Here is a 22,547-nt window from a genome sequence, read left to right on the forward strand (position 1 = left end):
CGCCCAACACCACCCTGCTGCAGCGCAGCGGCACGGGCTTGCTGCGAAAGCACGAATTGACTTCAACCTGATGGTTGCGACAGATGGGCGCGGGTGTTGCGGTGATGACCGCGAGCCAACGAAAGCTCCGGGAGGAGACCTGAATGTTCGACCGACGCGACCTGCTCAAAGGAGCGGGCCTTGCCGCCATGGCGGCCACACTGAATTCCACCAAGGCGCTGGCCCTCGACACCGTCACCCTGCCGTTCGCCAATGGCGAGCGGCCGCTGGTGAAATATCCGCAGAAGCGGCCGATGATCGGCCTCACCGGCCGCCCGCCGCAGCTCGAGACGCCGTTTGCGATCTTCAATGACGGCCCGATCACGCCGAATAACGCGTTCTTCGTGCGTTATCACCTGGCTGATCTGCCCTACAATCTCGACCCTGACAAGTTCACGCTCGAGGTCAAGGGCAAGGTCGACAAGCCGCTGAAACTGTCGCTGAAGGACATCAGGACGATGAAGGCGACCGAGATCGTCGCCGTCAACCAGTGCTCCGGCAACAGCCGCGGCTTCTCCGAGCCGCGCGTCGCCGGCGGCCAGCTCGCCAATGGCGCAATGGGCAATGCGCGCTGGCGCGGTGTGTCGCTCAAGACCGTGCTCGCCATGGCCGGCGTGCAGGCCGGTGCGAAGCAGGTCGTGTTCGGCGGCATGGATGGCCCGGTCAGCGACAAGACGCCTGATTTCGTCAAGGCGCTCGATCTCGCGCACGCCACCGATGGCGAGGTGATGCTGGCCTATGGCATGAATGGCGAGGATCTGCCGTTCCTCAATGGCTTCCCGCTGCGCCTGGTGGTGCCCGGCTATTACGGCACCTATTGGGTCAAGCACCTCAACGAGATCACCGTCATCGACAGCGTCTATGACGGCTTCTGGATGAAGTCGGCCTACCGGATTCCCGACACCCCGGACAATTCGGTCGAGCCCGGCACGACACCGAAGGCGACGATCCCGATCAACCGCTTCACCATCCGCTCCTTCATCACCAGCGTGACCGATGGCGCTAGGCTGAAGGCTGGACGCACAACGCTGCGCGGCATCGCCTTCGACAGCGGCAAGGGCATCAAGGACGTCCAGGTCTCCACCGATGGGGGCAAGACATGGACCTCCGCCAAGCTCGGCAAGGATCTCGGCAATTACTCGTTCCGCGAATGGAAGCTGCCGGTGAAGCTCGCGGCCGGCCAGCTTGAGCTCAAGGTGCGCGCCACCAGCAATTCCGGCGAGACGCAGCCGGACACACCGCGCTGGAACCCCGCGGGTTATTTGCGCAACGTCGTCGAAACCACCCGCGTCACCGTCGCCTGAGGGAGAATGATCATGCAGCGCACCGTTCTCCTCGCCACCATGCTTGCATTTGTCACTGTGGTGGGCTCGGCCCCTGCCGCGCCGGTCAATTACAAGACGCCGGATGAGGTCGCGACCTTCAAGCCGGGGCCCAATCTCGAGGTGGTTCAGGGCAATTGCGCCGCCTGCCACTCGTCCGACTACATCGCCACGCAGCCGCCGATGAAGGACAAAAAAGCGTTCTGGCAGGCCGAGGTGACCAAGATGATCAAGGTCTATGGCGCGCCGATCGACGATGCCGACGTCGGCAAGATCGTGGACTATCTGGCCGCGACTTATTGACGGCCTCGGGCTCAATTGACCGCGAAACGGGCAAATCAGGCAAAAACGCCGCGAAGTTGAGCGAATTTCGGCAAAATGCGGATGTGGTTTGATCTACCAAGCCCGCCACATTCCGCGTATCCTGTAGGACCGAACCGGCCGGTTGGCGGGGACTGGCGGTTCGTGATCTCGGAGGAAGACCCGCGGAGAAGTCGTGATGGCTAAAGGTACGGTCAAGTGGTTCAACCCGACCAAGGGTTATGGATTTATCCAGCCTGCGTCGGGCGGCAAAGATGTGTTCGTGCATATCTCGGCAGTGCAGAAAGCCGGTCTGTCGTCCCTGAACGAAGGACAGACGGTGGAATACGAAGAGATCGCAAACCGGGGCAAGACCTCCGCAGAGAACCTCAAAGTATAAGCCGCCAGCTTTTGCTGCCTCCCGGATCTGTCCGGGAGTGAGGCCAAGAAAATTTCAGAAGACGATCCGTGCATTCGACGACAGGCGTTGCGATTGCGCGCAGAGGGCTATTGGCCTCGAGAGATCGCCGATCGACGCCGCAGCAACGACAATCGCGACCGCATGTGGTCAGCCCACCGGCAACGGTGCGTCGCGCTTGATCTCCTCCATCACCGCATAAGTGCGCGTCTCGCGCACGCCCGGCATCGACAGCAAGGTCTCGCCGAGGAAGCGCCGATACGCGGTCATGTCGGCGAGCCGCGCCTTCACCAGATAGTCGAAGCCGCCTGCAACCATGTGACACTCCAGCACTTCGGGCGCGAGTTTGACCGCGCGCGCAAAGCGCTCGAAATTCTCCGGTGTGGTCTTGTCGAGCAGCACCTCGACGAACACGAGCAGGCCGAGGCCAAGCCGGTGCGGATTGAGCCGCGCCCCATAGCCTTCGACAAACCCCTCGCGCTGCAGGCGCTTCAGCCGCTCGCCGATCGAGGTCGGCGACAGGCCGATGCGCTCGGCGAGTTCGACATTGGCGATTCGCCCATCTTCCTGCAAAATCGAGAGGATTCTCCGGTCGATACGATCGAGTTCCATATTTTATCTGGCCAGAGTGCCTATCATCTTCATTTCTTAAGGCAAAATGGCTATCTTGTCTATCGAACTACGGACACGCGGGCCTTATCCTGGATCTTAGCCACAGGACACGCCATGCCGACCATCCCGCCGCCCTTCTCCGCACCCTACGCCCCTGATGATGCCGACATCGCGGCGCGGCTGTTTCCGACGGCGCATCTCAGCCCACAGCAGGAAGCGCGGATCGACCGCACGGCGAGGGGGCTGATCGAGGCGATCCGCAAGCGCGACGACCGGCTCGGCGGCGTCGAGGACATGCTGCGCGAGTTCGCGCTCTCGACCAAGGAAGGCCTCGCTTTGATGGTGCTGGCGGAAGCGCTGCTGCGCGTGCCGGATGCCCGCACCGCCGATCAGTTCATCGAGGACAAGCTCGGCGAGGGTGACTTCATCCATCACGAGACCAAGTCCACCGCGTTCCTGGTCAACGCCTCGGCCTGGGCGCTCGGCCTGTCGGCGCGGGTGATCCAGCCCGGCGAGACGCCCGACGGCACCATCGGCCGCTTGGTGAAGCGGCTCGGCGCGCCGGCGGTGCGCACTGCGACGCGCCAGGCGATGCGGCTGATGGGCAATCATTTCGTGCTGGGCGAAACCATCGAACAGGCGCTGGAGCGGGGCAAGCCGCGCTCCGGCCAGAAGCCGCGCTACTCCTTCGACATGCTCGGCGAAGGCGCGCGCACGGCTGAAGACGCCAAGCGCTATTTCGACGCTTATGCCAGCGCGATTCTGACCATCGGCAAGGCCGCCGGCAACCATGCCCTGCCCGACCGGCCGGGCATCTCCGTGAAACTCTCGGCGCTGCATCCGCGCTTCGAGGCAATCAGCCGCGATCGTGTGATGGCTGAGCTCGTGCCGCAACTGCTGGATCTCGCCCGGCGCGCCAAGACGTACGACCTCAACTTCACCGTCGATGCCGAGGAAGCTGACCGGCTGGAGCTGTCGCTCGACGTGATTGCGGCGACGCTCGCCGATCCCTCGCTGGCGGGCTGGGACGGCTTTGGGCTCGCGATCCAGGCCTATCAGAAGCGCGCCGGCGCGGTGATCGACTACATTCACGACCTCGCGCGGGCGCATGACCGCAAGCTGATGGTGCGGCTGGTCAAGGGTGCCTATTGGGACACCGAGATCAAGCGCGCGCAGGAACGCGGGCTCGACGGCTATCCGGTGTTCACGCGCAAGGCGATGACGGATCTGAACTACGTCGCCTGCGCCACCAAGCTGCTCGCCTTGCGGCCGCGCATCTTTCCGCAATTTGCGACCCACAACGCGCTCACCGTGGCAACGGTGCTGGAGCTCGCCGGCGCTAACGGCGGCTTCGAGTTCCAGCGCCTGCACGGCATGGGCGAAGCGCTCTACGAGCAGCTCGCCAAGGATCACCCCGAGATCGCCTACCGCACCTACGCGCCGGTCGGAAGCCACCGCGATTTGCTCGCCTATCTGGTGCGGCGTCTTTTGGAGAACGGCGCCAATTCCTCCTTCGTGGCGCAGGCAGCCGATTATCGCGTGCCTGTTACGGCGCTGTTGAAGCGTCCGGTCGATCTCATCGTGCGGCCCGATCACGCGCATCACGCCAAAATCCCGCTGCCGGGCGACCTGTTCGCGCCGGAGCGGCATAATTCTGCCGGCATCGAATTCGGCGAACGCGCAGCGCTCGATCGGCTGCTCGCGGACGTCAAGGCGGCGAAGCTTGATCTCAAGCCTATCGCTGACGCAACGCCCGAGCAGGCGGCGGCGGCGATCGCCGCGGCCAGCGCGGGCTTTGCCGGATGGAGCCGGACGCCGGCAGGGACCCGCGCGGCGGCGCTGGAGCAGGCCGCGCATCTGCTTGAGAGCCGCGGCGCGCATTTCATCGCGCTGCTGCAAGCGGAAGGCGGCAAGACCCTCGACGACGCGCTCTCGGAGCTGCGCGAAGCCGCCGATTTCTGCCGCTACTACGCCGCGCAGGGGCGAAAACTGTTCGGCGGCGAGACGGCGATGCCGGGCCCGACCGGCGAGAGCAATGCGCTCGCCATGCGCGGCCGCGGCGTGTTCGTCGCGATCTCGCCGTGGAATTTTCCGCTGGCGATTTTTCTCGGACAGGTCACGGCGGCGCTGATGGCCGGCAGCAGCGTGGTGGCAAAACCCGCCGAACAGACGCCGCGCATCGCGCGCGAGGCTGTCGCGCTGCTGCATGAGGCCGGCATTCCCAAAACCGCGCTGCATCTCGTCACCGGCGACGGCCGCATCGGCGCGGCGCTGACTGCACACCCCGATATCGCCGGCGTCGTCTTCACCGGCTCGACCGAGGTTGCGCGCCATATCAACCGGACGCTCGCCGCCAAGGACGGACCGATCGTGCCGCTGATCGCCGAGACCGGCGGCATCAATGCCATGATCGCCGATGCGACCGCGCTGCCCGAGCAGGTCGCCGACGATGTCGTCACCTCGGCGTTTCGCTCCGCCGGCCAGCGCTGCTCGGCGCTGCGGCTGCTGTTCGTACAGGAGGACGTTGCTGACCGCATGATCGAGATGATCGCGGGTGCAGCGCGCGAACTCAGGATCGGCGATCCCGCGGAGGTCGCGACCCATGTCGGTCCTGTCATCGATGCCGAAGCCAAGCAACGCCTCGATGCCCACATCGCGCGGATGAAGACGGAGGCGCGGCTGCACTTTGCGGGCATCGCGCCCGAAGGCTGCTTCGTCGCGCCGCACATCTTCGAGCTCCGCGATGCCAGCCAGCTCACCGAGGAGGTGTTCGGCCCCATCCTGCATGTGGTGCGCTACCGGGCCGAAACCCTCGCGCTAGTCCTGCAGGCGATTGAGCGCACCGGCTACGGGCTGACGCTCGGCATCCACTCCCGCATCGACGACACGGTCGAGGCCATCATCGACCGCGTCCAAATCGGCAACATCTACGTCAACCGCAACATGATCGGCGCCGTGGTCGGGGTGCAACCGTTCGGCGGCAATGGCCTGTCCGGAACCGGCCCGAAGGCCGGCGGCCCGCATTATCTGACGCGCTTCGCTACCGAGCAGACCGTGACCATCAACACGGCCGCGGCCGGCGGCAACGCCGCCCTGCTCGCAGGCGAGGAGTGAGGCTGCCCTCGAATTGATTCACAACATGCGCAACACGTGCCCCGTCATCCTGAGGTGCGAGCCATCGGGCGCGAAGCGCGCCATGGAGAGCCTCGAAGGATGAACGGCCGAGATGCAGCCGGGCCCTCGCCCTTCGAGGCTCGTCCTGCGTACACCGCAGGACGAGCACCTCAGGGTGACGGGAGATGGTTTGGCGCGCTCACATCCGCAGCGAAGCCCTGCGCCTGGTGCCGTTGCATCCTCGTGAAACATCGGTCTAATGCCTCCGCGAGCGACCCGCAGAAATTCCAGCCGGCGGGAAACAACAAGAGCGAGGGAGCAGCGCCGCGATGGAAAAAGGCATTTTTGCAGGGCTCAAGGTTCTCGACTGCGCGAGCTTCATCGCGGCGCCCGCGGCGGCCACCGTGCTGTCCGATTTCGGCGCCGATGTCATCAAGATCGAGCCGCCCGGCGCTGGCGATCCCTACCGCAATCTGCCCAATCTGCCCGGCTATCCCACCGGCGAGCACAATTTCGCCTGGCTGCTCGAGGCCCGCAACAAGAAGAGCCTCGCGCTCGATCTCTCCAAGCCGGAGGCGCAGGCCGTGCTCTACAAACTCGTGGAAGAGGCCGACGTCTTCATCACCAACATGCCGCCGCCGGTGCGGACCAAGCTCGGCATCACCTATGACCATCTCGCCCATCTCAACGACCGGCTGATCTATGCCTCCTTCACCGGCTATGGCGAAAAGGGCGAGGAAGCCAACAAGCCCGGCTTCGACAGCAACGCCTATTGGGCGCGTTCCGGCCTGATGGACCTCGTCCGCGCCGATCCCAACACGACGCCGGCCCGCTCCGTCGCCGGCATGGGCGATCATCCCTGCGCCATGGCACTGTACAGTGCCATCGTCACCGCGCTTTATCAGCGCGAGAAGACCGGCAAGGGCTCGCATGTCGCCTCCAACCTGATGGCCAACGGCGTGTGGGCGGCAAGCGTGCTGGCGCAGGCAAAGCTCTGCGGCGCCAAGTTCGGCGAGCGACGCCCGCGCGAACGCGCGCTCAATGCCGTCGCCAACCATTATCAGTGCAAGGACGGCCGCTGGCTGATCCTGTCGCTGCTCAGCGAGGAGAAGCAGTGGCCGACGCTCGCCAATGCCTCGGACGCGAGGACCTGATCAACGATCCGCGCTTTGCCACCAAGCCCGACCGTCACGCCCGCTCGGTCGAGCTGATCAAGATCTTTGACGAAACCTTTGCGACCAGGGATCTCGCCGAATGGCGCAAGATCCTCGACGGCAATGGCCTGGTGTTCGGCATCGTCGCCATCCTGGACGACATCCCCGATGACAAGCAGATGCTCGACAACGAGGTGCTGGTGCCGTTCGAGAACGACACCATGCTCACCATCAACTCTCCGATCTGGATCGACGGCAGCAAGAAGGTGCAGCCGCGCAAGCCGCCCGGCGTCGGCGAGCACAGTGACGAAATCTTGCGTGGCGCGGGATACGACGAGGCTGAGATCAAGCAGCTGCGAGCGAAGGGGGCTGTGGGGTAAGGGGCGGGCCTCTCTAACCCCGTCATTGCGAGCGTAGCGCAGCAATGACGACGTGGAAATCGCGCGGTATGGTCATCGACAAAATCCAATGCCGCATGAGGTCCCAAGCGGAGCGAGGCGAACTTGCGGCTCGGTCCGGGATTCAGTCGAAAGAGCTCTAACGCAGCGACAGCCAGCCGAGCGTGAACAGGATGCCGCCGACGATGACGAAGACCGCAACGGCCCAGATGCTGACGCGGACGCTGCCGGTCACCTGCTTGGCTTCTTCATTGCGCGCGATCTGGCGATTGCGCTGCTTGTTGGCGTCGCTGGTATCCGTCATGGATCATCCAAATCGGTTGGGGCGGCCTAACGCGTCTTGATGAAGCACATGCCAATGCGGTTTGAAGCCGCCGCAGCCTGACAGGTGAGACCTTTGGCACAGGTCCATGACGTAAAACTCTTGTCGGCCGTTCCCGATCCCGCATTTTGCAGGGAACAATGCGCGCCCCAGCCGTCCTGATATTCGGTCCCGGCAAGCTCCCGGCTGCCGCGTGTCTGCGGACGACTGGCAAATCCGCGTGAAAAATCAGGATGTTTGCCGGTCGCAAAGGCGGTCAGGATGTCGCGACGGCGGAGCTGGTCGCCGACAAAATGCGGCGAGGCCGGCACAATGGTGGCGGTCGACGCCCCCTCCGTCAGCCAATCCACGCCCGGAAAGTGAAACCCGCCGATGCCGCGGGTCTGATGGCAGCCGGAGCAGGTGACATCGTTGAGACGGCGCTGGAAGCCCGCGACCGAGCGGATGTTCTCCATGCTGATGCCGCGCGCGGCCGCCTGTTTCAGCGCGCCGACGATGTCATCATCGGTGAAGACAGGATCGCTGTTGCGCTCGCCTTCAACCAAGCCGAACTCCGGCTGCAACGCTGAGCCATCGAGCCCGGCAGGCGTCGGCGCCACGGCCGCCTTGGCGAGATATTGCTCCGGGATCTGCACCGTGCCGCGATCGAACTCGCGCAGATTCGCGAGCTCAAGCAGCCAGGCCTTGAAGTCGTGGCGGAGCGCATCATCGGCCAGGATACGGTCGCGGTCGATCTGGTTCTCCAGCGTCGATTCCACGAAGGTCTTGGTGGCGGCGTCGTATTTGAACACCTTGAGCAGATAGTCGGAGCGGAAATCGTGCAGCGCCGATTTTGGCGCGATCGAGATCTGGATATTGGTCTCGATGCGATCGATCATCGCATCGTAGGGCGCAGTGCGGCTGCCGATCAGGCTCTGCCAGTCGCCATTCTCGAGCCAGCGCCGCGCCAGTTCGACGCAGGTGATGGGCTTGCCGCTTCCATCGGTCTGGCGCGCATCGCGCGCCTTCATCACCAGGTTCAACGTCATCGGCAGGCGCGTCGCGGTGCTGCCACCATCCGGCCCGGGCCCGAACCGCGCCAGGCGATAGATCAGGCGGATCTCGCCGCAGGACTCCTGAGACACGTAGGCGCGGTCCATGCGGTTGACAATGCCGGCCAGCACGAAGCGTGTGTCGGCGGATTTCAGACTGAGGCGATCGAACAGCTGGACGTCAAAGCCGTCGCCGACGCCGATGGTCTCGCTCGGCGAAACCGCCTTATGCCGCGCGATGTAGCGATCGAACTCGGCATCGATGGCCGGCGGAATGTCCCTGAGCTGCGGCAGCCAGGCGAACAGCTGATCGTTCGTCAGCGGAAAATTCGCATTGCGTTCCGGCCAGAGCAGGCGCGAGATCGTCAGCACGTCGTCCTGATCGAGCCTCTTCAGCACATCAGGATCGGTGATGGCTGTGCCGCGGACGAGCGGCGCGTTCTCCGCTGCCGAGAGCGACATGACGCTGCCCAACAACAATATGCCAGCTAGGAGAATTCGCAGCGCGCGGCTCATGCCTCCACTAACACCGCGCCTGACAGCCTATTCAAGCAAAAAGGCGCCTCACACGGTGGTGAAGCGCCTCTTCGAAAGTCGCATATCGGACGTTTAGCGCGCGACGATCAGACCTCGGGGCGTGACCACCACCCAGTGGCCGTCCTGGCGCCGGATCGCATCGACGCGGCCGAGACCGGGGATGGGATCGCCGGCATAAACCTCGTACAGGCCGCCTCGGCCTTCGATCAACGCACCGCCATTGGCGACGTCGCGGAGCCTCCAGCCGTCGATCGTCGGCAGGCGGCCGACTTCCGTCTTGACCTCAGTCTTGGGCGCGGCAGGCGCGGGCGGCACGGGAGCCGGCGCAGCTGCGGCCGTCGCGACCTGGGTCGGGGTCGGCGCGATCGTGCCAGTGGTCTCCTTCGCGGGCGCGGCGGCGGCCTGCACGGGGGCGGCAGCCGGCGGCGTGGCGCGGAGCTTGTCGACGGTCTCCGACAGTTTCGCCAGCCTGGCCAGCGGTTCGGCCTGCGCCTTCTCGAGCTTGTCGAGACGGTCATTGGCGCGGTTGAACTGGCTGAGGCCGGTCTTCGAGGTGTGCTCGACATTGGCCTTGAGCGCCACGATATCGGCATCGATCCGGGCGACGGAGGCGTCGGGGGGGGCTGGTATCGGCAACTTGGACCGGCGCCGGGCTGGCTGCGAAATGCATCATGCCGACGGTTGCAAGCGCGCCGCTGACGGCGCCGACACAAGCTGCAATCGCGACGACCGCGGCCATCGCCGACAGGCGGCGCTTGCTGCCGGTGTCGCTGATCTCCTCGGCCTTGACATGCGGGGCGTACTCTTCGCGGTCCCAGGACCGCGCCGCCGGCGCCATCACGATCAGCCTGCCGGGATCTGCCTCTGCTTTGGTCTCAGTTCTGGTCTCGGGCTTGGGTTCGGCTTGAGCTTCGAACTTCGGGACCTCGATCATTGGCGGCTCGACGTTCGGGGCATCCGCCTTGACCGGATCAGGTTTGGGCGGCGTCTCATGGTCGGGGGCGATCGAGGGGGCCTCGAGGCCGGCGGCGGCGTCAACGGCGCCAGTCCGGTCGTTCGCCCGGTCATTGGTCCCTTGGCCGGCCAGGTCGGACATAGGTTCGCTCACGGCTCAAATACTCCAGTCTAGGTTGACCTTTTGGTAACTTTCATTGCTTGCGAATTCCTTACCTCGGGACCCGCTTACCGAAATTTTAGGAACTCGTCCGAGGCCGAATTGGGTCGGGAAAATGGAACCGGCGTGGCGGCGTGCAACAAATCGTCAGACGATGCTGCCCCGCGGCAGGCGGTGCGGGATTGGAACAAGCTGGATGATTGAGGCGGAACACCGAGCGCAACCGCCAACCCGTCATCCTGAGGTGCGAGGCCTGCAATGCAAAGCATTGCGGGGCGAGCCTCGAAGGGTGAACGGCCAGGATACAGCCGGGCTGTCGCCCTTCGAGGGCCGCCAAGGGGCGGCCACCTCAGGGTGACGGTGAAGGGTTAGTGTTCGCGTTCCCTAGGAGCTCACATCACCACCGGCTTATCCGGCAGCTCGTTCGGATGCACCCCTCCCGGCGGGAAATGCTTCGCCAGCTCGCGCGACACCGCCGCGATGCCGGCGATTACGCCGCGCTCGAACTGGCCCGCGGCGAACTCGGCCTCCATCGCGCGGCAGATCGCTTCCCAGCCGGCGGCGCCCACCTTCGCATCGATGCCGCGGTCGGCGATGATCTCGACGTCGCGGTCGGCGAGCAGCAGGTAGATCAGCACGCCGTTGTTATGCGCGGTGTCCCAGACGCGCAAATGCGAGAACACATCGAGCGCGCGCTCGCGCGCGTGCTGATTGCGGAATAGCGGTCGGCCGTCGAGCGCGCCTTCGACGACGAAACGAACCTGGCCGGAATGCGTGGTTTCGCTTTGCTTGATCGCCTGCTCGATACGGTCGAGCACATCCTGCGGAAACACTCGCTTCGCGCGCCAATGGTGCTGGAGCAGATGCCTGGTGATACGCCCGATGCCCATGACTACCAGCTCCCCGAGGCGCCGCCGCCACCGAAGCTGCCGCCGCCCCCGCTGAAGCTGCCGCTGTCGCTGGACGACGACCCGCTGCTCCAGCCGCCGGAGGAGGAGCCGCTCGACCACGATCCGCCCCGCGACGGTCCTGTCGATGCCGGAAACAGATCGGCGATGAAGGACAGCACAAAGGCGATGATCCCGGCGAGCAGGGCCAGCGCACCGGATCCCAGAATGAGCAGTGCCAGGAGGCCGATCACGCTGCCGGTTGCGACCGAGCCCAGCAGCCGTCCCAGCAGCGAGCGCAGGATGCCGCCGACGATGAGTGAAGCAAACAGGGCGAATGGAGCAAGCGGCCCGATGTCGTCCAGATTGGCAAAATTCACGCTGCGCGAGGGAGCCGGCAGCGGCTCGCCGTCGACGACACGCATCATCCGGTCGACGCCGGCCGAGATGCCGCCGGCGAAATCGCCCTCCCGGAATTTCGGCGTGATGACCTCGTCGATGATCCGACGCGACGTGACGTCGGTGAGCGCGCCTTCGAGGCCGTAGCCGACCTCGATGCGCAAGTGCCGGTCGTTTTTGGCGACCACCAGGATCGCGCCGTCGTCGACCTTCTTGCGGCCGATCTTCCAGGCCTCCGCGACGCGGATCGAGAACTGCTCGATCGTCTCCGGGTCCGTCGTCGGCACGATCAGCACCGCGAGCTGGCTGCCCTTGCGCGTCTCGAAATCGCGCAGCCTCTGCGACAGCGCGGCGATGTCGCTGCTCGATAGCGTGCCGGTCCGGTCGACCACGCGGCCGGTGAGCTGGGGGACAGCGACGTCGGCGAAGGCGGAGGATGAATAACCAAGCAGCAGGGCGATTACGATGATCGTTTGCCACACCCTCGCTGTCATCGCCCGGCTTGACCGGGCGATCCAGTATTCCAGATCCGCCGGGCAGATACGGAGAAGCCGCGGCGTACTGGATTCCCCGCCTGCCGCCTGCACTAAAGCTTCGGCGCGCCCAAGACCGAAACCTAGGCGAAGCCTTGGCGTAGCCGGGTCGCGGGGAATGACGGCGGTGGGTGGGGTGAAGCCCATGCGTAACAGCGCGCCTACTTCGACGGCGCGGGCGCGGTGTTGAAATCGACCTTCGGCGCGGTCGAGATTTCCTTCTCGTTCTCGACCGTGAAGTTCGGCTTTTCCTTGTAGCCGAACATCATCGCCGTGAGGTTGCTCGGGAATGAGCGAATGGTGACGTTATAGTCCTGCACCGACTTGATGTAGCGGTTGCGCGCGACCGTGATGCGGTTTTCGGTGCCCTCGAGCTGCGACATCAGATCCTTGAACAGCGCATCCGACTTCAGCTGCGGATAGTTTTCCGTGACCACGAGGAGGCGCGACAGCGCGCTGGACAACTCACCCTGGGCGGCCTGGAATTTCTGCAAGGCGGCGGGATCGTTCAGCACCTCGGGCGTCGCCTGGATGCTGCCGACCTTGGCGCGGGCATTGGTGACGCCTAGCAGCACGTCCTTCTCCTGCTGCGCAAACCCCTTCACCGAGTTCACCAGGTTGGGCACGAGATCGGCGCGGCGCTGATACTGGTTCACCACCTCGGACCAGTTGGCCTTGATCTGCTCATCCTGGCTCTGGATCGCGTTGTAGCCGCAATTGGTGAGGCTGAGCGAGGCCAGCGCCGCCAGCACGGTCAGGATCTTGCGCATCAAATTTCTCCCGGTGGAATCGGCCCGCAAACTACCAGATCGAGCGCATACAACGCCAGATGTCCCGCGCGGACGCGCGCGACACGTAGCCGGCTGACGCAAGCCCCTTGCCTATCATCACGCGACATAGTCAACTCACGACAAACAAGACGAAAAACAGCAGGGGAGCGCGCCATGTCCTCGTTCGAGACCATCCTCGTGGAGCGGCCGGAGCCGGCGATCGCCCGGGTCGTGATGAACCGCCCCGATGCGCGCAACGCGCAGAATCTGCAAATGACCTACGATCTCAACGCCGCCTTCGACGAAGCGGTTCAGGACGATACGGTCAAGGTCATCATTCTCGCCGGCAACGGGCCGCACTTCTCCTCCGGTCATGACCTGCGCCCCGGGACTAAGAATGCCGCGGGCACAGATTTTCCGCCGATAGGACATTGGGGTGGCTTTGCCGAGGCGAACGCCCACGGCCGCTTTGCGCGCGAGCAGGAAATATATCTCCAGATCACGCGGCGCTGGCGCAATCTGGCGAAGCCGACCATCGCGGAAGTGCACGGCAAATGCATTGCGGGCGGCCTGATGCTGGCCTGGGCCTGCGACCTCATCGTCGCCAGCGATGATGCGCAGTTTTGCGACCCCGTCGTCACCATGGGCGTTTGCGGCGTCGAATGGTTCGTGCATCCCTGGGAGCTCGGCCCGCGCAAGGCCAAGGAATTCCTGTTCACGGCCGACAGCTGGAGCGCCGAGGAGGCGCATCAGCTCGGCATGGTCAACCAGGTCGTGCCGCGCGCGGAATTGCCCGCACGCGTGCTGGAACTGGCGCGGCGGATCGCGTCAAAGCCGTCCTTTGCGCTGAAGCTGACCAAGGAAGCGGTGAACCGTTCCGTCGACGTGATGGGGCAGCCCGCCGCAATCGATCAGGCCTTTGCCCTGCATCAGCTCTGTCACGCCCATAATCTTCAGGAGTTCGGCATGGTGGTCGATCCATCCGGATTGCATCCCTCGGTGCGCAAGCCGGCCGCCGCGGAATAAGCGCCATGGATCTCAATCTCAGTGACGAGCAAAAGCTGCTGCGCGAGAGCGCGGAGCGCTTCGTGGCCGAGAGCTACGATGCCGACCACCGCCGCAAGATGACGAATGATCCGCTCGGCTTCAGCCCTCATGTGTGGAAACAGTTCGCCGAGCTCGGCTGGCTGGCGCTGCCGATCCCGGAAGAGTTTGGCGGGCTCAGTGGCGGTCCGATCGAGGTCGGCATCTTGATGGAAGCCTTTGGCCGCGGGCTGGTGTGCGAGCCCTATGTCGCGACGGTCGTGCTTGGCGCCGCGCTGATCGAGCGATGCGGCAGCACGGCGCAGAAGCAGGCGAGCCTGCCCAAGATCGCGGACGGCTCAATGAAGCTCGCCTTCGCGCATTCCGAGCGGGCCGCGCGGTTCGATCTCGCCAAGGTCGCGACATCAGCGACCAAGTCAGGCAACGGCTGGCGCCTGACCGGCAGCAAGATCGCCGTGCTCGACGGCCACGCCGCCGACGAGATCATCGTCTCCGCGCATCTGCACGATCATCACGGACCCTCGGGACGAATCGGCCTGTTCCTGGTGCCGGCAACCGCCTCCGGCCTCGCAATCTCCGACTATCCGCGCCTCGGCGGCGGGCGCGCCTGCAACATCGAGCTGTCCGACCTGCATCTGTCGGAGGATGCACTGCTCGGTGACGGCAACGACGCGCTGCCGGCGATCGAATGGGCCGTCGATCGCGCGATGGCTGCGCTTGGTGCGGAGGCCGTCGGCATCATGCAGACGCTGCTCGACGCCACGCTCGAGTACACCAAGATCCGCAAGCAATTCGGCCGGCCGCTGTCCGCCAACCAGGTGATCCGCCATCGCCTCGCCGATATGGCGATCCAGCTCGACGAGGCACGCTCGATGGCGCTGCGCGCCGCGCTGAAGGCGGATAGCGCGCCGGTTGAGCGGGCTCGCGCAGCTTCGGCCGCCAAGGCGAAGATCGGTAAATGCGCCCGCTTCGTCGGCGAGCAGTCGATCCAGCTTCATGGCGGCATGGGCGTCACCGAGGAGCTCGAGGTCGGCGCCTATTTCAAGCGGCTCGTCGCCTTCGACACGCTGTTCGGCGGCACCGCGCACCACTACAGCCGCCACGCCGAGCTTGGCCGCAGCACCGCTTCGGCCTGAGAGGAGCGCATCTTGGACCTGTCGTTCAATGCCGAAGAGCGCGCCTTCCAGAGCGAGGTGCGCAGCTTCATTGCGAAGAATCTCACCGACGAGATGAAGCGCGCGACCGCTCTGACGCCGTCGGTGTTCTCCGATCCTGATATCGGCATGGCCTGGCAGCGCGCGCTGCACGGCCGCGGCTGGGGCGCACCGGGCTGGCCGGTCGAATATGGCGGTCCCGATTGGACCCCGGCGCAGCGCTGGATCTTCGAGAGCGAATGCGCGCGGGCCGGCGTGCCGAATGTGAATGTGATGGGCGTGAAGATGGTCGGCCCCGTCATCATCGGCTTCGGCAGCCCTGAGCAGAAGAATTTCTACCTGCCGCGGATTCTCTCCGGAGAGGATTATTGGTGCCAGGGCTATTCCGAACCGGGCTCCGGCTCGGACCTGTCGTCGCTGAAGACGCGCGCGGTGCGCGACGGCGACGACTACATCATCAACGGCACCAAGATCTGGACCACGCATGCCCACCACGCCAACCGCATGTTCGCGCTGGTGCGCACCAGCGACGGCCCGCGACAGCAGGACGGCATCAGCTTCATCCTGATCGACATGAAGACGCCCGGGATCACCACGCGCCCGATCCTCACCATCGGCGGCGACCACGAGGTCAACCAGGTGTTCTTCGACGACGTGCGCGTGCCCGTGGCCAACCGGGTCGGCGACGAAGGCAAGGGCTGGACCTATGGCAAATACCTGCTCGAATTCGAGCGCGGCTCGGGCATTGCATCAGCCAAGCTGCGCGAGGGGCTGCGCGCGATCACCGAGCTCGCGGAGTCCGATCTGACGGGGCGTGCCATCGACAGCCCCGATATCGCGACGCGCATCTCCGAGGTCGAGATCGACATCGACGCGCTTGAAATGACCGAACTGCGCGTGCTCTCCGCGCTGCAGACCGGACAGAATCCCGGAGCGGTCTCGTCAATCCTGAAGCTGCGCAACAGCGAGATCCGGCAGGCCGTGACGCGGTTAGGGGTCGACGTGATCGGCCATGACGCGCTCGCCGTCGAGCCGATGCGCCCGCTCTACAAGCTCAATCACGAGCCCGCGCTGCCCGAGGAGATGTTGACGGTGGTGCCGGAATATCTCAACGGCCGCGCTTATACGATCTTCGGCGGCACCTCGGAGATCCAGCGCGATATTATCGCGAAGATGATGCTGGGGATTTAGGGGAACACGCTCGCCACATTCCCGGTGTCGTCCCGGCGAAGGCCGGGACCCATACGCCGCAGAAGGAATGTGGCGCGAGCTAGTCATGGCTAATCTTCGCCAAACTGGATTCGGTGGTTATGGGTCCCGGCCCCCAGTGCGCAATTGCGCACTAGGCCGGGACGACACCGAGTTTATGGCGGCAGCCGGATGCGACTAGCTCGTCTTCGCGTCCCTGATCGCCTTCCAGATCTTCTGCGGCGTCAGTGGCGTGTTGAGCTGGGTGATGCCGAGTTCGGCGAGTGCGTCCATCACGCCGTTGGTCACGCAAGGCGGGCCGCCGATGGCGCCGGATTCGCCGCAGCCCTTGGCGCCGAGCGGATTGGTGCGGCAGGGCGCGGAATCATCCAGCGTTACCACGATCGGCGGCACGTCGTCGGCGCGCGGGATGCAATAGTCCTGGTAGCTGGCGGTGAGGAGCTGGCCGTCGGCATCGTAGGAGACGCCTTCATACAACGCCTGGCCGATGCCTTGCGCGACGCCGCCATGGATCTGCCCTGTCACCAGCATCGGGTTCACGGCAACGCCGACATCGTCGACGGTGGTGTAGCGCACGACCTTGGACACGCCAGTCTCAGGGTCGATCTCGACCTCGCAGATATGAGTGCCGTTCGGCCAGCTCGGCCCGTCAACCTCACCTTCGGAATCGACACTGAGCCTGGCGCCGGTCTCCTTCTCCGCGAGATCGAACAGGCTGATGCGGCGGTCGGTGCCGACCACGGTGAGCATGCCGCCCTGATATTCGATGTCCTCGATCGAAGTCTCCAGCACGTTGGCCGCCTTCTCGCGCGCCTTCTGGATCAGATCGTTGGAGGAGACCGCAACGGCAGTGCCCCCGACGAACAGCGAACGCGAGCCGACGCTGCCAAAACCCATCGCGAGATCCGTGTCACCCTGCACGACGTCGATCTTGTCCATGGCGATCCCGAGCGTGTCGGAGATCATCTGGGTGTAGGTGGTCTGCAGCCCCTGCCCCATCGCCATGGTGCCGGAATGCAGGACGACGCGGCCCTGCGCGGTCGCGTGCAGGCTGACCTTCTCGGTATGGGCGCGGCCGCCGGTCCATTCGATGTACGACGTGAGGCCACGACCATAAAGCAGGCCCTTCTTCTTCGCGGCCTTCTTGCGCGCGACAAAGCCGTCCCAGTCTGCAAGCTTCGCGGCCCGATCGAGCATGTGCGCGAAGGCACCGGAATCGTAAACCTGCCCGACTGCATTGGTGTAGGGCAGTTGACCGGGCTTGATGTAGTTTGCCTTCCGGATTGCGCGCGGATCCATGCCGATTTTTCGCGCGGCAGCGTCAAACAGGCGCTCGACGATGAAGACCGCTTCGGGGCGACCAGCACCACGATAGGCTCCGACCGGCGCAGTGTGGGTCATCACCGACTTGACCTCGAAATGCACCAGCGGCAGGTCATAGACGCCGGTCTGCACGAACGGTCCAAGCACCAGCGGAATGATGTTCGCAGCGCCCGACGAGTACGCGCCGGTGCAACCGATCGACTTGACGCGATAGGCCAGCACCTTGCCTTTCTCGTCCAGCGCGAAGGACGCGGTCGAAGTGAGATCGCGGCCATGCGTGCCGCCGACGAATTCGTCGGTGCGGTCGCAGCGCCAGCGGATCTTCTTGTTCAGCTTGGTCGCGACATAGGCGACGATGCCGTCTTCCGGATAGAGGTTGGTCTTCTGGCCAAAGCCGCCGCCGATATCGCCGACGAGCACGCGCACGCTGTCCTTGGGACGCTTCAGCACGGCTTCGGCGAGCACGTCGCGGGTCGAGGCCGGGGTCTGCGACTGCACATGCAGCAGGAGACGGCCGGTCTTCTTGTCGATCTCGGCAATGGTCGAGCGCGGCTCCATGGCGGAGGGCACCAGACGCTGGCTGACGAGATCGAGCTCGACGGTGTGCGCGGCCTTGGCGAAGGCCTCGTCCACCTTGGCGGCGTCGCCATAGCTCATCGCCCCGACAATGTTGTCGGGCGCTTCAGGCCACACCACCGGCGCACCGGGCTTGACGGCCTCGACGGGATCGACCACGGCGGGCTGCACGTCGTATTCGACCACAATCGCCTCGGCCGCGCTCTGGGCCTCCGCACGCGACGACGCCACCACTGCCACCACCGCCTCGCCGGTGTAACGCACCACGTCATGAGCGAGCAGTCGCCGCGGCGGCACCGTCATCGGCTTGCCGTCGGGGCGCTTGAAGATGCTGAGCGTCGGAATGGTGCCGACGTCATCCTTGATCAGATCGGCGCCGGTGTAGATCGCGGTGACGCCAGGCATCGACGCGGCAGCGCCGGTGTCGATCGAGATGATCTTCGCATGCGCATGTGGCGAGCGCAGCAGGTGCAACCACAGCGCGCCATCTTCCGGCTTGTCGTCGATGAATTGCCCCTTCCCGGTGAGCAGCCGCTGGTCTTCCAAACGCTTGACGGGCTGGCCCGCTCCGAAACGCAAATTGCCGGGAAGAATGTTCATTCCGTGGGGTCCTCAGGGTCTCTTGAAACGCGGGCAGCCTTTTAGCGGATCGAGCCATGCGAGACCAGCCGCGGTTTTGGGCGGAATATCCGCGATTTCATCATGCCGTCCCGTCAAGCTGTGATTCCGTAGGGTGGGCAAAGGCGCGCTTGCGCCGTGCCCACGATCTTTTTGGACAGTGACAAAAGTCGTGGGCACGCTCCGCTTTGCCCACCCTACGGCATGTGCACCCACGGATTCGTCATGCCCGGGCTTGTCCCGGGCATCCACGTTCTTTCGCGCGGCGAGGCGTGGATGGCCGGGACAAGCCCGGCCATGACGACTTCGGATAGGCCTAGGCCAACTCTTTGAGCGCCGCTTCCACCACCCTGCGCGCATCGGCCGTGAGCGGCGCCTGCGGCGGAATGGGATCGCCGACGTCGTAGCCCTGGATCGCAAGGCCAGCCTTGATGCAGGCGGCAAGGTTGAAGCGCGCGAACGCCTCGTTGATCCGCCACAGCCGGCGCTGCAGTGCCATGGCCTCGTCCCAGCGGCCCGCCCGGCAAAGGTCGTAGAGCGCAACGCTCTGGCGCGGGATGATGCAGGCCGGCCCCGCCATCCAGCCGAGGCCGCCGATGAGCATCACTGCAGCCGGGATATGGGCGGAGGCCGAGAACACGCGCAAGGAATCGCCGCAGCGGTTGATGATCGAGAGCAGCCGCCCGGTGTTGGTCGAGGCGTCCTTGATGTAGCCGATACGCGGATGCTCGGCGAGGCGTGCGATGACATCGAGCGTGAGGTCGGAGCGCTGGAATTGCGGATTGGTGTAGATGACGACGGGAATGTCCACGGCATCGGCGATGCTGCGGAAATAGGATTCGACCTGGGCGTCAAGAAGCGGGAAATACGCTTCGAGGATTGCCAGGATGCCGTCGGCACCAAGCTTTTGATAGGCCTGCGCCTGCGCCACCGCATCGGCCGTCGAGGTTGAGGCGACGCCCGCCACCACTGGCACGCGGCGCTGCGCAGCCTCGATCGTGGTCTGCACAACCGCCATCCGCTGCGCGGCATTGAGATAGGCGAACTCGCCGGTGGAGCCGAGCGGCGTCAGCCCATGCACACCGGCGCCGATCAGATCGTCGCAGAGCCTTGCGAGCACATCGGTCCGCACCGTGCCATCAGCACTGACGGGCGAGACGAGGTAGGGGAAGACGCCGCGAAATTCGGTCATGTCGGGAATAAGTCCGGGGGAAGCTGAGTCCAGTCTGGCAGGCGCACGATACGTCGCGTGCTACCATGGGGTCCTATTGCCAGCAAGCACGCGGGGCGGCTCACACCTTCAGCAATCGCACCCGCGTGCCCCAGGGATCGACGGCCTCGACGCCGTCAGGCAGTTGCACGACGCGCGCGCCGCCCTTGCGCAGGCGCTCTTCCTGCGCGGCGAGGATGTCCTGCTTTTCCGTCACCAGCGAGAACCAGGCGAGTCCGGTCATCGCGTCGTCGCGCTGGCCGGCACCCTCACTCTGCCAGACGTTCATGCCGAGATGGTGATGATAGCGCCCCGACGACAGGAACGCGGCGCCGCCCCGACTGCGGGTCGGGTCGAGGCCGACAGCGCCATGGTAAAAACTCTGCGCCTGCGCGAGATCGCCGACGCGCAAATGCATGTGGCCGAGGCGCAGGCCATCCGGCGCCCTGGCATAGTCGCTGACGCGCGTGTTGGTCAGCGACAGCAGGTCGGGAATGTTGAGCTCGTCGGTCGCCATCTTCACGCTGCCCTCGCTCCACTGCCATTGCGAGGGATCGCGGTCGGCATAGACCTCGATGCCGTTGCCTTCGGGGTCGTCGAGGTAGACGGACTCGCTGACGAGATGATCGGCAAAGCCCGACAGCGGCACCCGATGCGAGGCGGCATGGACCAGCCAGCGCGCGAGGTCTTTTCGCGTCGGCATCAGGAAGGCGGTGTGGTAGAGGCCGGCGGCGTTGTGCGGCTCGATCGCGGCGTGGGGACGAGCTTCCAGCACCAGCAGCGTGATACCTGATGTGCCGAGCTTCGCGGCGCTGCCTGAGCGCTCCATCACGGTAAGCCCGATCACGTCGCGGTAGTAATCGGCCACCTTATCGAGATTTTTCACCCGCAGCGTCACCATGCCGATCCGCATCGGCGTGCGACTGGCGTAGGTTGGCCCACCGCCTTGCGGATTGCCCTCGGCGCGCGCCGCGCCGGCCGCAGCCATCGCGAGCGAGCTGGCGCCGGCCAGTTGAAGCAGGGTGCGGCGGGTGAGGTCGATGGTCATCGGTCGGGGCTCGCTGAAAATGGTTTGGGGCCGTCAGGCGCAATTGGGAGATTGCTACACGTTGCCGTGAGGGGTTCCCAATCACATGTTGGTCGGCTACGGCCCTGAAGGACTGGCCACCCGGCCAGTTTCGCAATCGCCCGCGAGGTACCAGATTGAGGACAGCTTAGGGAGCCCTTCATGACCGACCTCACCCCCCTCACCTCGCTGTCATCGGCGCTGGCGGATGTCGTGGCGCGGATCGCGCCGTCCGTTGTCTCAGTCCATTCGCATCGCTCCGGCTCGACCGGCTTCGTCTGGAAGCCCGGCCTGATCGTCACCGCCGACGAGGCGCTGGCCGACGAGGGCGATGTCCAGATCGTGCTCGCCGATGGCGGCACGGTTGCCGCCACGATCGTCGGCCGCGACCACACGACCGATATCGCGCTGCTACGCGCCGAAACCAATATTGCCCCGGTCAAGCTGGCCGCGACTGTGCCCGCTCTCGGTGCGCTCTCCGTCGTGGTCGCCACCAACAGGGATGCGCCGAGTGCGGCGCTGGGGATGGTATCCGTCTCAGGCCAGGGCTGGCGCTCCTTGCGCGGCGGCGAGATCGATGCGCGGATCGAGCTCGATGTTCGCCTCCGTTCGAGCCAGGAGGGCGGCCTTGCCCTCGATGCTTCCGGCCAGGCCTTTGGCATGGCCGTGCTCGGACCGCGGCGCGTGCTGGTGATTCCGACGGCGACGATCGAGCGGGTCGCAGCCCAGCTGGAGACGCGCGGCCGCATTGCGCGGGGATATCTCGGGCTCGGACTGCAGCCGCTGCGGCTCGATGACGGCATCGGCGCGATGGTGATGAATGTCGACAAGGCCGGTCCAGCGGCCAGCGCCGGCATCCGCCAGGGCGACGTGATCGTGGCGGTCAACGACCAGAAGCTATCAGGCGTGCGCGCATTGTTGCGGACGCTGGGACCCGCCAGCGTCGGCCGGGTGGTCGATGTTGCGGTCCGCCGTGGCGGCGAACCTGCGAGCTTCAGGGTCACGATCGGCGAGAGGCCCGAGGCGTGAGCGCGGACATCTCGCCTGATATCGTGCTGTCGCTCGAGATCGACGATCCAGCGCTCGCCGACCGCCTCGCGACACTGCTTGGCAGTGTCGCGGGGCTTCGCCTTGCCGCGCCCGGCGAGGCCGCCAATGCGACGATCGTCGCCCGCGATCCGCGTGTCATGCCCGAGGATATCGCGCTGACGCAGCGCGAGCTCGACGTGCTGGCGCTGATGGCCGAAGGCGCCTCCAACAAGATGATCGCGCGCCAGCTCAACATCTCCGTGCATACCGTGAAATTCCACGTCGGCTCGCTGCTCGACAAGCTGGATGCGACCGGCCGCACCGATGCGGTGGCACACGCGGCGCGCCGCGGCGTGATCGAGCTCTGA

At 65.2% G+C, this 22,547-nt stretch carries 18 protein-coding genes and 2 pseudogenes; 10 read left to right on the forward strand and 10 right to left on the reverse strand.

Features of this window, described 5'->3' with window-relative positions; genetic code table 11:
- Positions 1-143 precede the first annotated feature (143 nt).
- From sorA to XH98_RS20705, 3 genes are all read left to right on the forward strand, one after another.
- Positions 144-1,343: a SorA family sulfite dehydrogenase catalytic subunit gene (gene sorA / locus XH98_RS20695; RefSeq protein ID WP_271619723.1), complete on the forward strand. Its 1,200-nt coding sequence runs from the start codon at positions 144-146 to the stop codon at positions 1,341-1,343.
- A 12-nt stretch (positions 1,344-1,355) separates the two neighbouring features.
- Complete coding sequence (gene sorB / locus XH98_RS20700; protein WP_271619724.1) at positions 1,356-1,664, forward strand: SorB family sulfite dehydrogenase c-type cytochrome subunit; 309 nt, start codon at positions 1,356-1,358, stop codon at positions 1,662-1,664.
- Between the two features lie 196 nt (positions 1,665-1,860).
- Positions 1,861-2,061, forward strand: coding sequence for a cold-shock protein (locus XH98_RS20705; RefSeq protein WP_008134691.1), 201 nt, complete (start codon positions 1,861-1,863; stop codon positions 2,059-2,061).
- Positions 2,062-2,229: 168 nt separating this feature from the next.
- Here the strand turns inward: XH98_RS20705 and XH98_RS20710 are convergent, their stop codons facing one another.
- Positions 2,230-2,691, reverse strand: a complete 462-nt coding sequence (locus XH98_RS20710; RefSeq protein ID WP_057744667.1) for an Lrp/AsnC ligand binding domain-containing protein — start codon at positions 2,689-2,691, stop codon at positions 2,230-2,232.
- 114 nt (positions 2,692-2,805) lie between these two features.
- Here XH98_RS20710 and putA point away from each other — a divergent pair, with 114 nt between their 5' ends.
- On the forward strand, positions 2,806-5,805 hold the full coding sequence (gene putA / locus XH98_RS20715) for a bifunctional proline dehydrogenase/L-glutamate gamma-semialdehyde dehydrogenase PutA (RefSeq protein WP_271619725.1): 3,000 nt from the start codon (positions 2,806-2,808) through the stop codon (positions 5,803-5,805).
- A 329-nt stretch (positions 5,806-6,134) separates the two neighbouring features.
- Positions 6,135-7,339 (forward strand): annotated as a pseudogene (locus tag XH98_RS20720) (CaiB/BaiF CoA transferase family protein).
- 157 nt (positions 7,340-7,496) lie between these two features.
- Here the strand turns inward: XH98_RS20720 and XH98_RS20725 are convergent.
- The 6 genes and pseudogenes from XH98_RS20725 to XH98_RS20750 form a co-directional block, all read right to left on the reverse strand.
- On the reverse strand, positions 7,497-7,661 hold the full coding sequence (locus XH98_RS20725; RefSeq protein ID WP_271619726.1) for a hypothetical protein: 165 nt from the start codon (positions 7,659-7,661) through the stop codon (positions 7,497-7,499).
- Between the two features lie 26 nt (positions 7,662-7,687).
- The gene (locus XH98_RS20730) at positions 7,688-9,226 is read right to left on the reverse strand and encodes a hypothetical protein (RefSeq protein ID WP_271619727.1); all 1,539 of its coding nucleotides are present in this window, start codon (positions 9,224-9,226) and stop codon (positions 7,688-7,690) included.
- Between the two features lie 93 nt (positions 9,227-9,319).
- Positions 9,320-10,343, reverse strand: a pseudogene (locus XH98_RS20735) (hypothetical protein).
- A gap of 410 nt (positions 10,344-10,753) precedes the next feature.
- Positions 10,754-11,251 carry a TPM domain-containing protein gene (locus tag XH98_RS20740; RefSeq protein WP_220006179.1) on the reverse strand — a complete coding sequence of 166 codons (498 nt, stop codon included), beginning with the start codon at positions 11,249-11,251 and terminating at the stop codon, positions 10,754-10,756.
- A gap of 2 nt (positions 11,252-11,253) precedes the next feature.
- Positions 11,254-12,141 (reverse strand): TPM domain-containing protein, encoded by an 888-nt coding sequence (locus XH98_RS20745; RefSeq protein WP_271619728.1) that lies wholly within the window; start codon positions 12,139-12,141, stop codon positions 11,254-11,256.
- A gap of 200 nt (positions 12,142-12,341) precedes the next feature.
- A complete protein-coding gene (locus XH98_RS20750) occupies positions 12,342-12,950 on the reverse strand; it encodes a LemA family protein (protein ID WP_220006177.1) in 609 nt (202 codons plus the stop codon).
- A gap of 174 nt (positions 12,951-13,124) precedes the next feature.
- On the opposite strand from XH98_RS20750, the gene XH98_RS20755 reads away from it, so the two are divergent.
- Genes XH98_RS20755 through XH98_RS20765 form a run of 3 tightly spaced genes read left to right on the forward strand, consistent with a single transcriptional unit; the run spans position 13,125 to position 16,339 of the window.
- Positions 13,125-13,976 carry an enoyl-CoA hydratase gene (locus tag XH98_RS20755; RefSeq protein ID WP_271598408.1) on the forward strand — a complete coding sequence of 284 codons (852 nt, stop codon included), beginning with the start codon at positions 13,125-13,127 and terminating at the stop codon, positions 13,974-13,976.
- A 5-nt stretch (positions 13,977-13,981) separates the two neighbouring features.
- Positions 13,982-15,130, forward strand: a complete 1,149-nt coding sequence (locus XH98_RS20760) for an acyl-CoA dehydrogenase family protein (protein WP_271619729.1) — start codon at positions 13,982-13,984, stop codon at positions 15,128-15,130.
- Positions 15,131-15,142: 12 nt separating this feature from the next.
- Positions 15,143-16,339 (forward strand): acyl-CoA dehydrogenase family protein, encoded by a 1,197-nt coding sequence (locus XH98_RS20765; protein ID WP_271619730.1) that lies wholly within the window; start codon positions 15,143-15,145, stop codon positions 16,337-16,339.
- Between the two features lie 195 nt (positions 16,340-16,534).
- On the opposite strand, the gene XH98_RS20770 is transcribed toward XH98_RS20765, so the two are convergent.
- The 3 genes from XH98_RS20770 to XH98_RS20780 all read right to left on the reverse strand — a co-directional run bounded on the left by XH98_RS20770 (position 16,535) and on the right by XH98_RS20780 (position 21,132).
- Complete coding sequence (locus tag XH98_RS20770; protein ID WP_271619731.1) at positions 16,535-18,856, reverse strand: xanthine dehydrogenase family protein molybdopterin-binding subunit; 2,322 nt, start codon at positions 18,854-18,856, stop codon at positions 16,535-16,537.
- Positions 18,857-19,190: 334 nt separating this feature from the next.
- Positions 19,191-20,066, reverse strand: a complete 876-nt coding sequence (locus tag XH98_RS20775; RefSeq protein ID WP_271619732.1) for a dihydrodipicolinate synthase family protein — start codon at positions 20,064-20,066, stop codon at positions 19,191-19,193.
- Positions 20,067-20,166: 100 nt separating this feature from the next.
- On the reverse strand, positions 20,167-21,132 hold the full coding sequence (locus XH98_RS20780) for a VOC family protein (RefSeq protein ID WP_271619733.1): 966 nt from the start codon (positions 21,130-21,132) through the stop codon (positions 20,167-20,169).
- Between the two features lie 180 nt (positions 21,133-21,312).
- Between XH98_RS20780 and XH98_RS20785 the strand changes: the two genes are divergently transcribed.
- On the forward strand, positions 21,313-22,179 hold the full coding sequence (locus XH98_RS20785; RefSeq protein ID WP_271619734.1) for a S1C family serine protease: 867 nt from the start codon (positions 21,313-21,315) through the stop codon (positions 22,177-22,179).
- Positions 22,176-22,547 (forward strand): response regulator transcription factor, encoded by a 372-nt coding sequence (locus XH98_RS20790; protein ID WP_220006170.1) that lies wholly within the window; start codon positions 22,176-22,178, stop codon positions 22,545-22,547. The genes XH98_RS20785 and XH98_RS20790 overlap by 4 nt, the downstream gene beginning before the upstream one ends.

It is taken from the genome of Bradyrhizobium sp. CCBAU 51745, assembly GCF_028128715.1.
Taxonomy (GTDB): domain Bacteria; phylum Pseudomonadota; class Alphaproteobacteria; order Rhizobiales; family Xanthobacteraceae; genus Bradyrhizobium; species Bradyrhizobium manausense.

What these genes read in the sequence shown, in the direction of transcription:
- putA (WP_271619725.1), top strand. Translation starts at nt 2,806, where the DNA reads ATGCCGACCATCCCGCCGCCCTTCTCCGCACCCTACGCCCCTGATGAT.
- XH98_RS20705 (WP_008134691.1), top strand. Translation starts at nt 1,861, where the DNA reads ATGGCTAAAGGTACGGTCAAGTGGTTCAACCCGACCAAGGGTTATGGA.
- sorA (WP_271619723.1), top strand. Translation starts at nt 144, where the DNA reads ATGTTCGACCGACGCGACCTGCTCAAAGGAGCGGGCCTTGCCGCCATG.
- sorB (WP_271619724.1), top strand. Translation starts at nt 1,356, where the DNA reads ATGCAGCGCACCGTTCTCCTCGCCACCATGCTTGCATTTGTCACTGTG.
- XH98_RS20725 (WP_271619726.1), bottom strand. Translation starts at nt 7,661, where the DNA reads ATGACGGATACCAGCGACGCCAACAAGCAGCGCAATCGCCAGATCGCG.
- XH98_RS20740 (WP_220006179.1), bottom strand. Translation starts at nt 11,251, where the DNA reads ATGGGCATCGGGCGTATCACCAGGCATCTGCTCCAGCACCATTGGCGC.
- XH98_RS20785 (WP_271619734.1), top strand. Translation starts at nt 21,313, where the DNA reads ATGACCGACCTCACCCCCCTCACCTCGCTGTCATCGGCGCTGGCGGAT.
- XH98_RS20730 (WP_271619727.1), bottom strand. Translation starts at nt 9,226, where the DNA reads ATGAGCCGCGCGCTGCGAATTCTCCTAGCTGGCATATTGTTGTTGGGC.
- XH98_RS20745 (WP_271619728.1), bottom strand. Translation starts at nt 12,141, where the DNA reads ATGACAGCGAGGGTGTGGCAAACGATCATCGTAATCGCCCTGCTGCTT.
- XH98_RS20750 (WP_220006177.1), bottom strand. Translation starts at nt 12,950, where the DNA reads ATGCGCAAGATCCTGACCGTGCTGGCGGCGCTGGCCTCGCTCAGCCTC.
- XH98_RS20770 (WP_271619731.1), bottom strand. Translation starts at nt 18,856, where the DNA reads ATGAACATTCTTCCCGGCAATTTGCGTTTCGGAGCGGGCCAGCCCGTC.
- XH98_RS20780 (WP_271619733.1), bottom strand. Translation starts at nt 21,132, where the DNA reads ATGACCATCGACCTCACCCGCCGCACCCTGCTTCAACTGGCCGGCGCC.
- XH98_RS20710 (WP_057744667.1), bottom strand. Translation starts at nt 2,691, where the DNA reads ATGGAACTCGATCGTATCGACCGGAGAATCCTCTCGATTTTGCAGGAA.
- XH98_RS20775 (WP_271619732.1), bottom strand. Translation starts at nt 20,066, where the DNA reads ATGACCGAATTTCGCGGCGTCTTCCCCTACCTCGTCTCGCCCGTCAGT.
- XH98_RS20760 (WP_271619729.1), top strand. Translation starts at nt 13,982, where the DNA reads ATGGATCTCAATCTCAGTGACGAGCAAAAGCTGCTGCGCGAGAGCGCG.
- XH98_RS20755 (WP_271598408.1), top strand. Translation starts at nt 13,125, where the DNA reads ATGTCCTCGTTCGAGACCATCCTCGTGGAGCGGCCGGAGCCGGCGATC.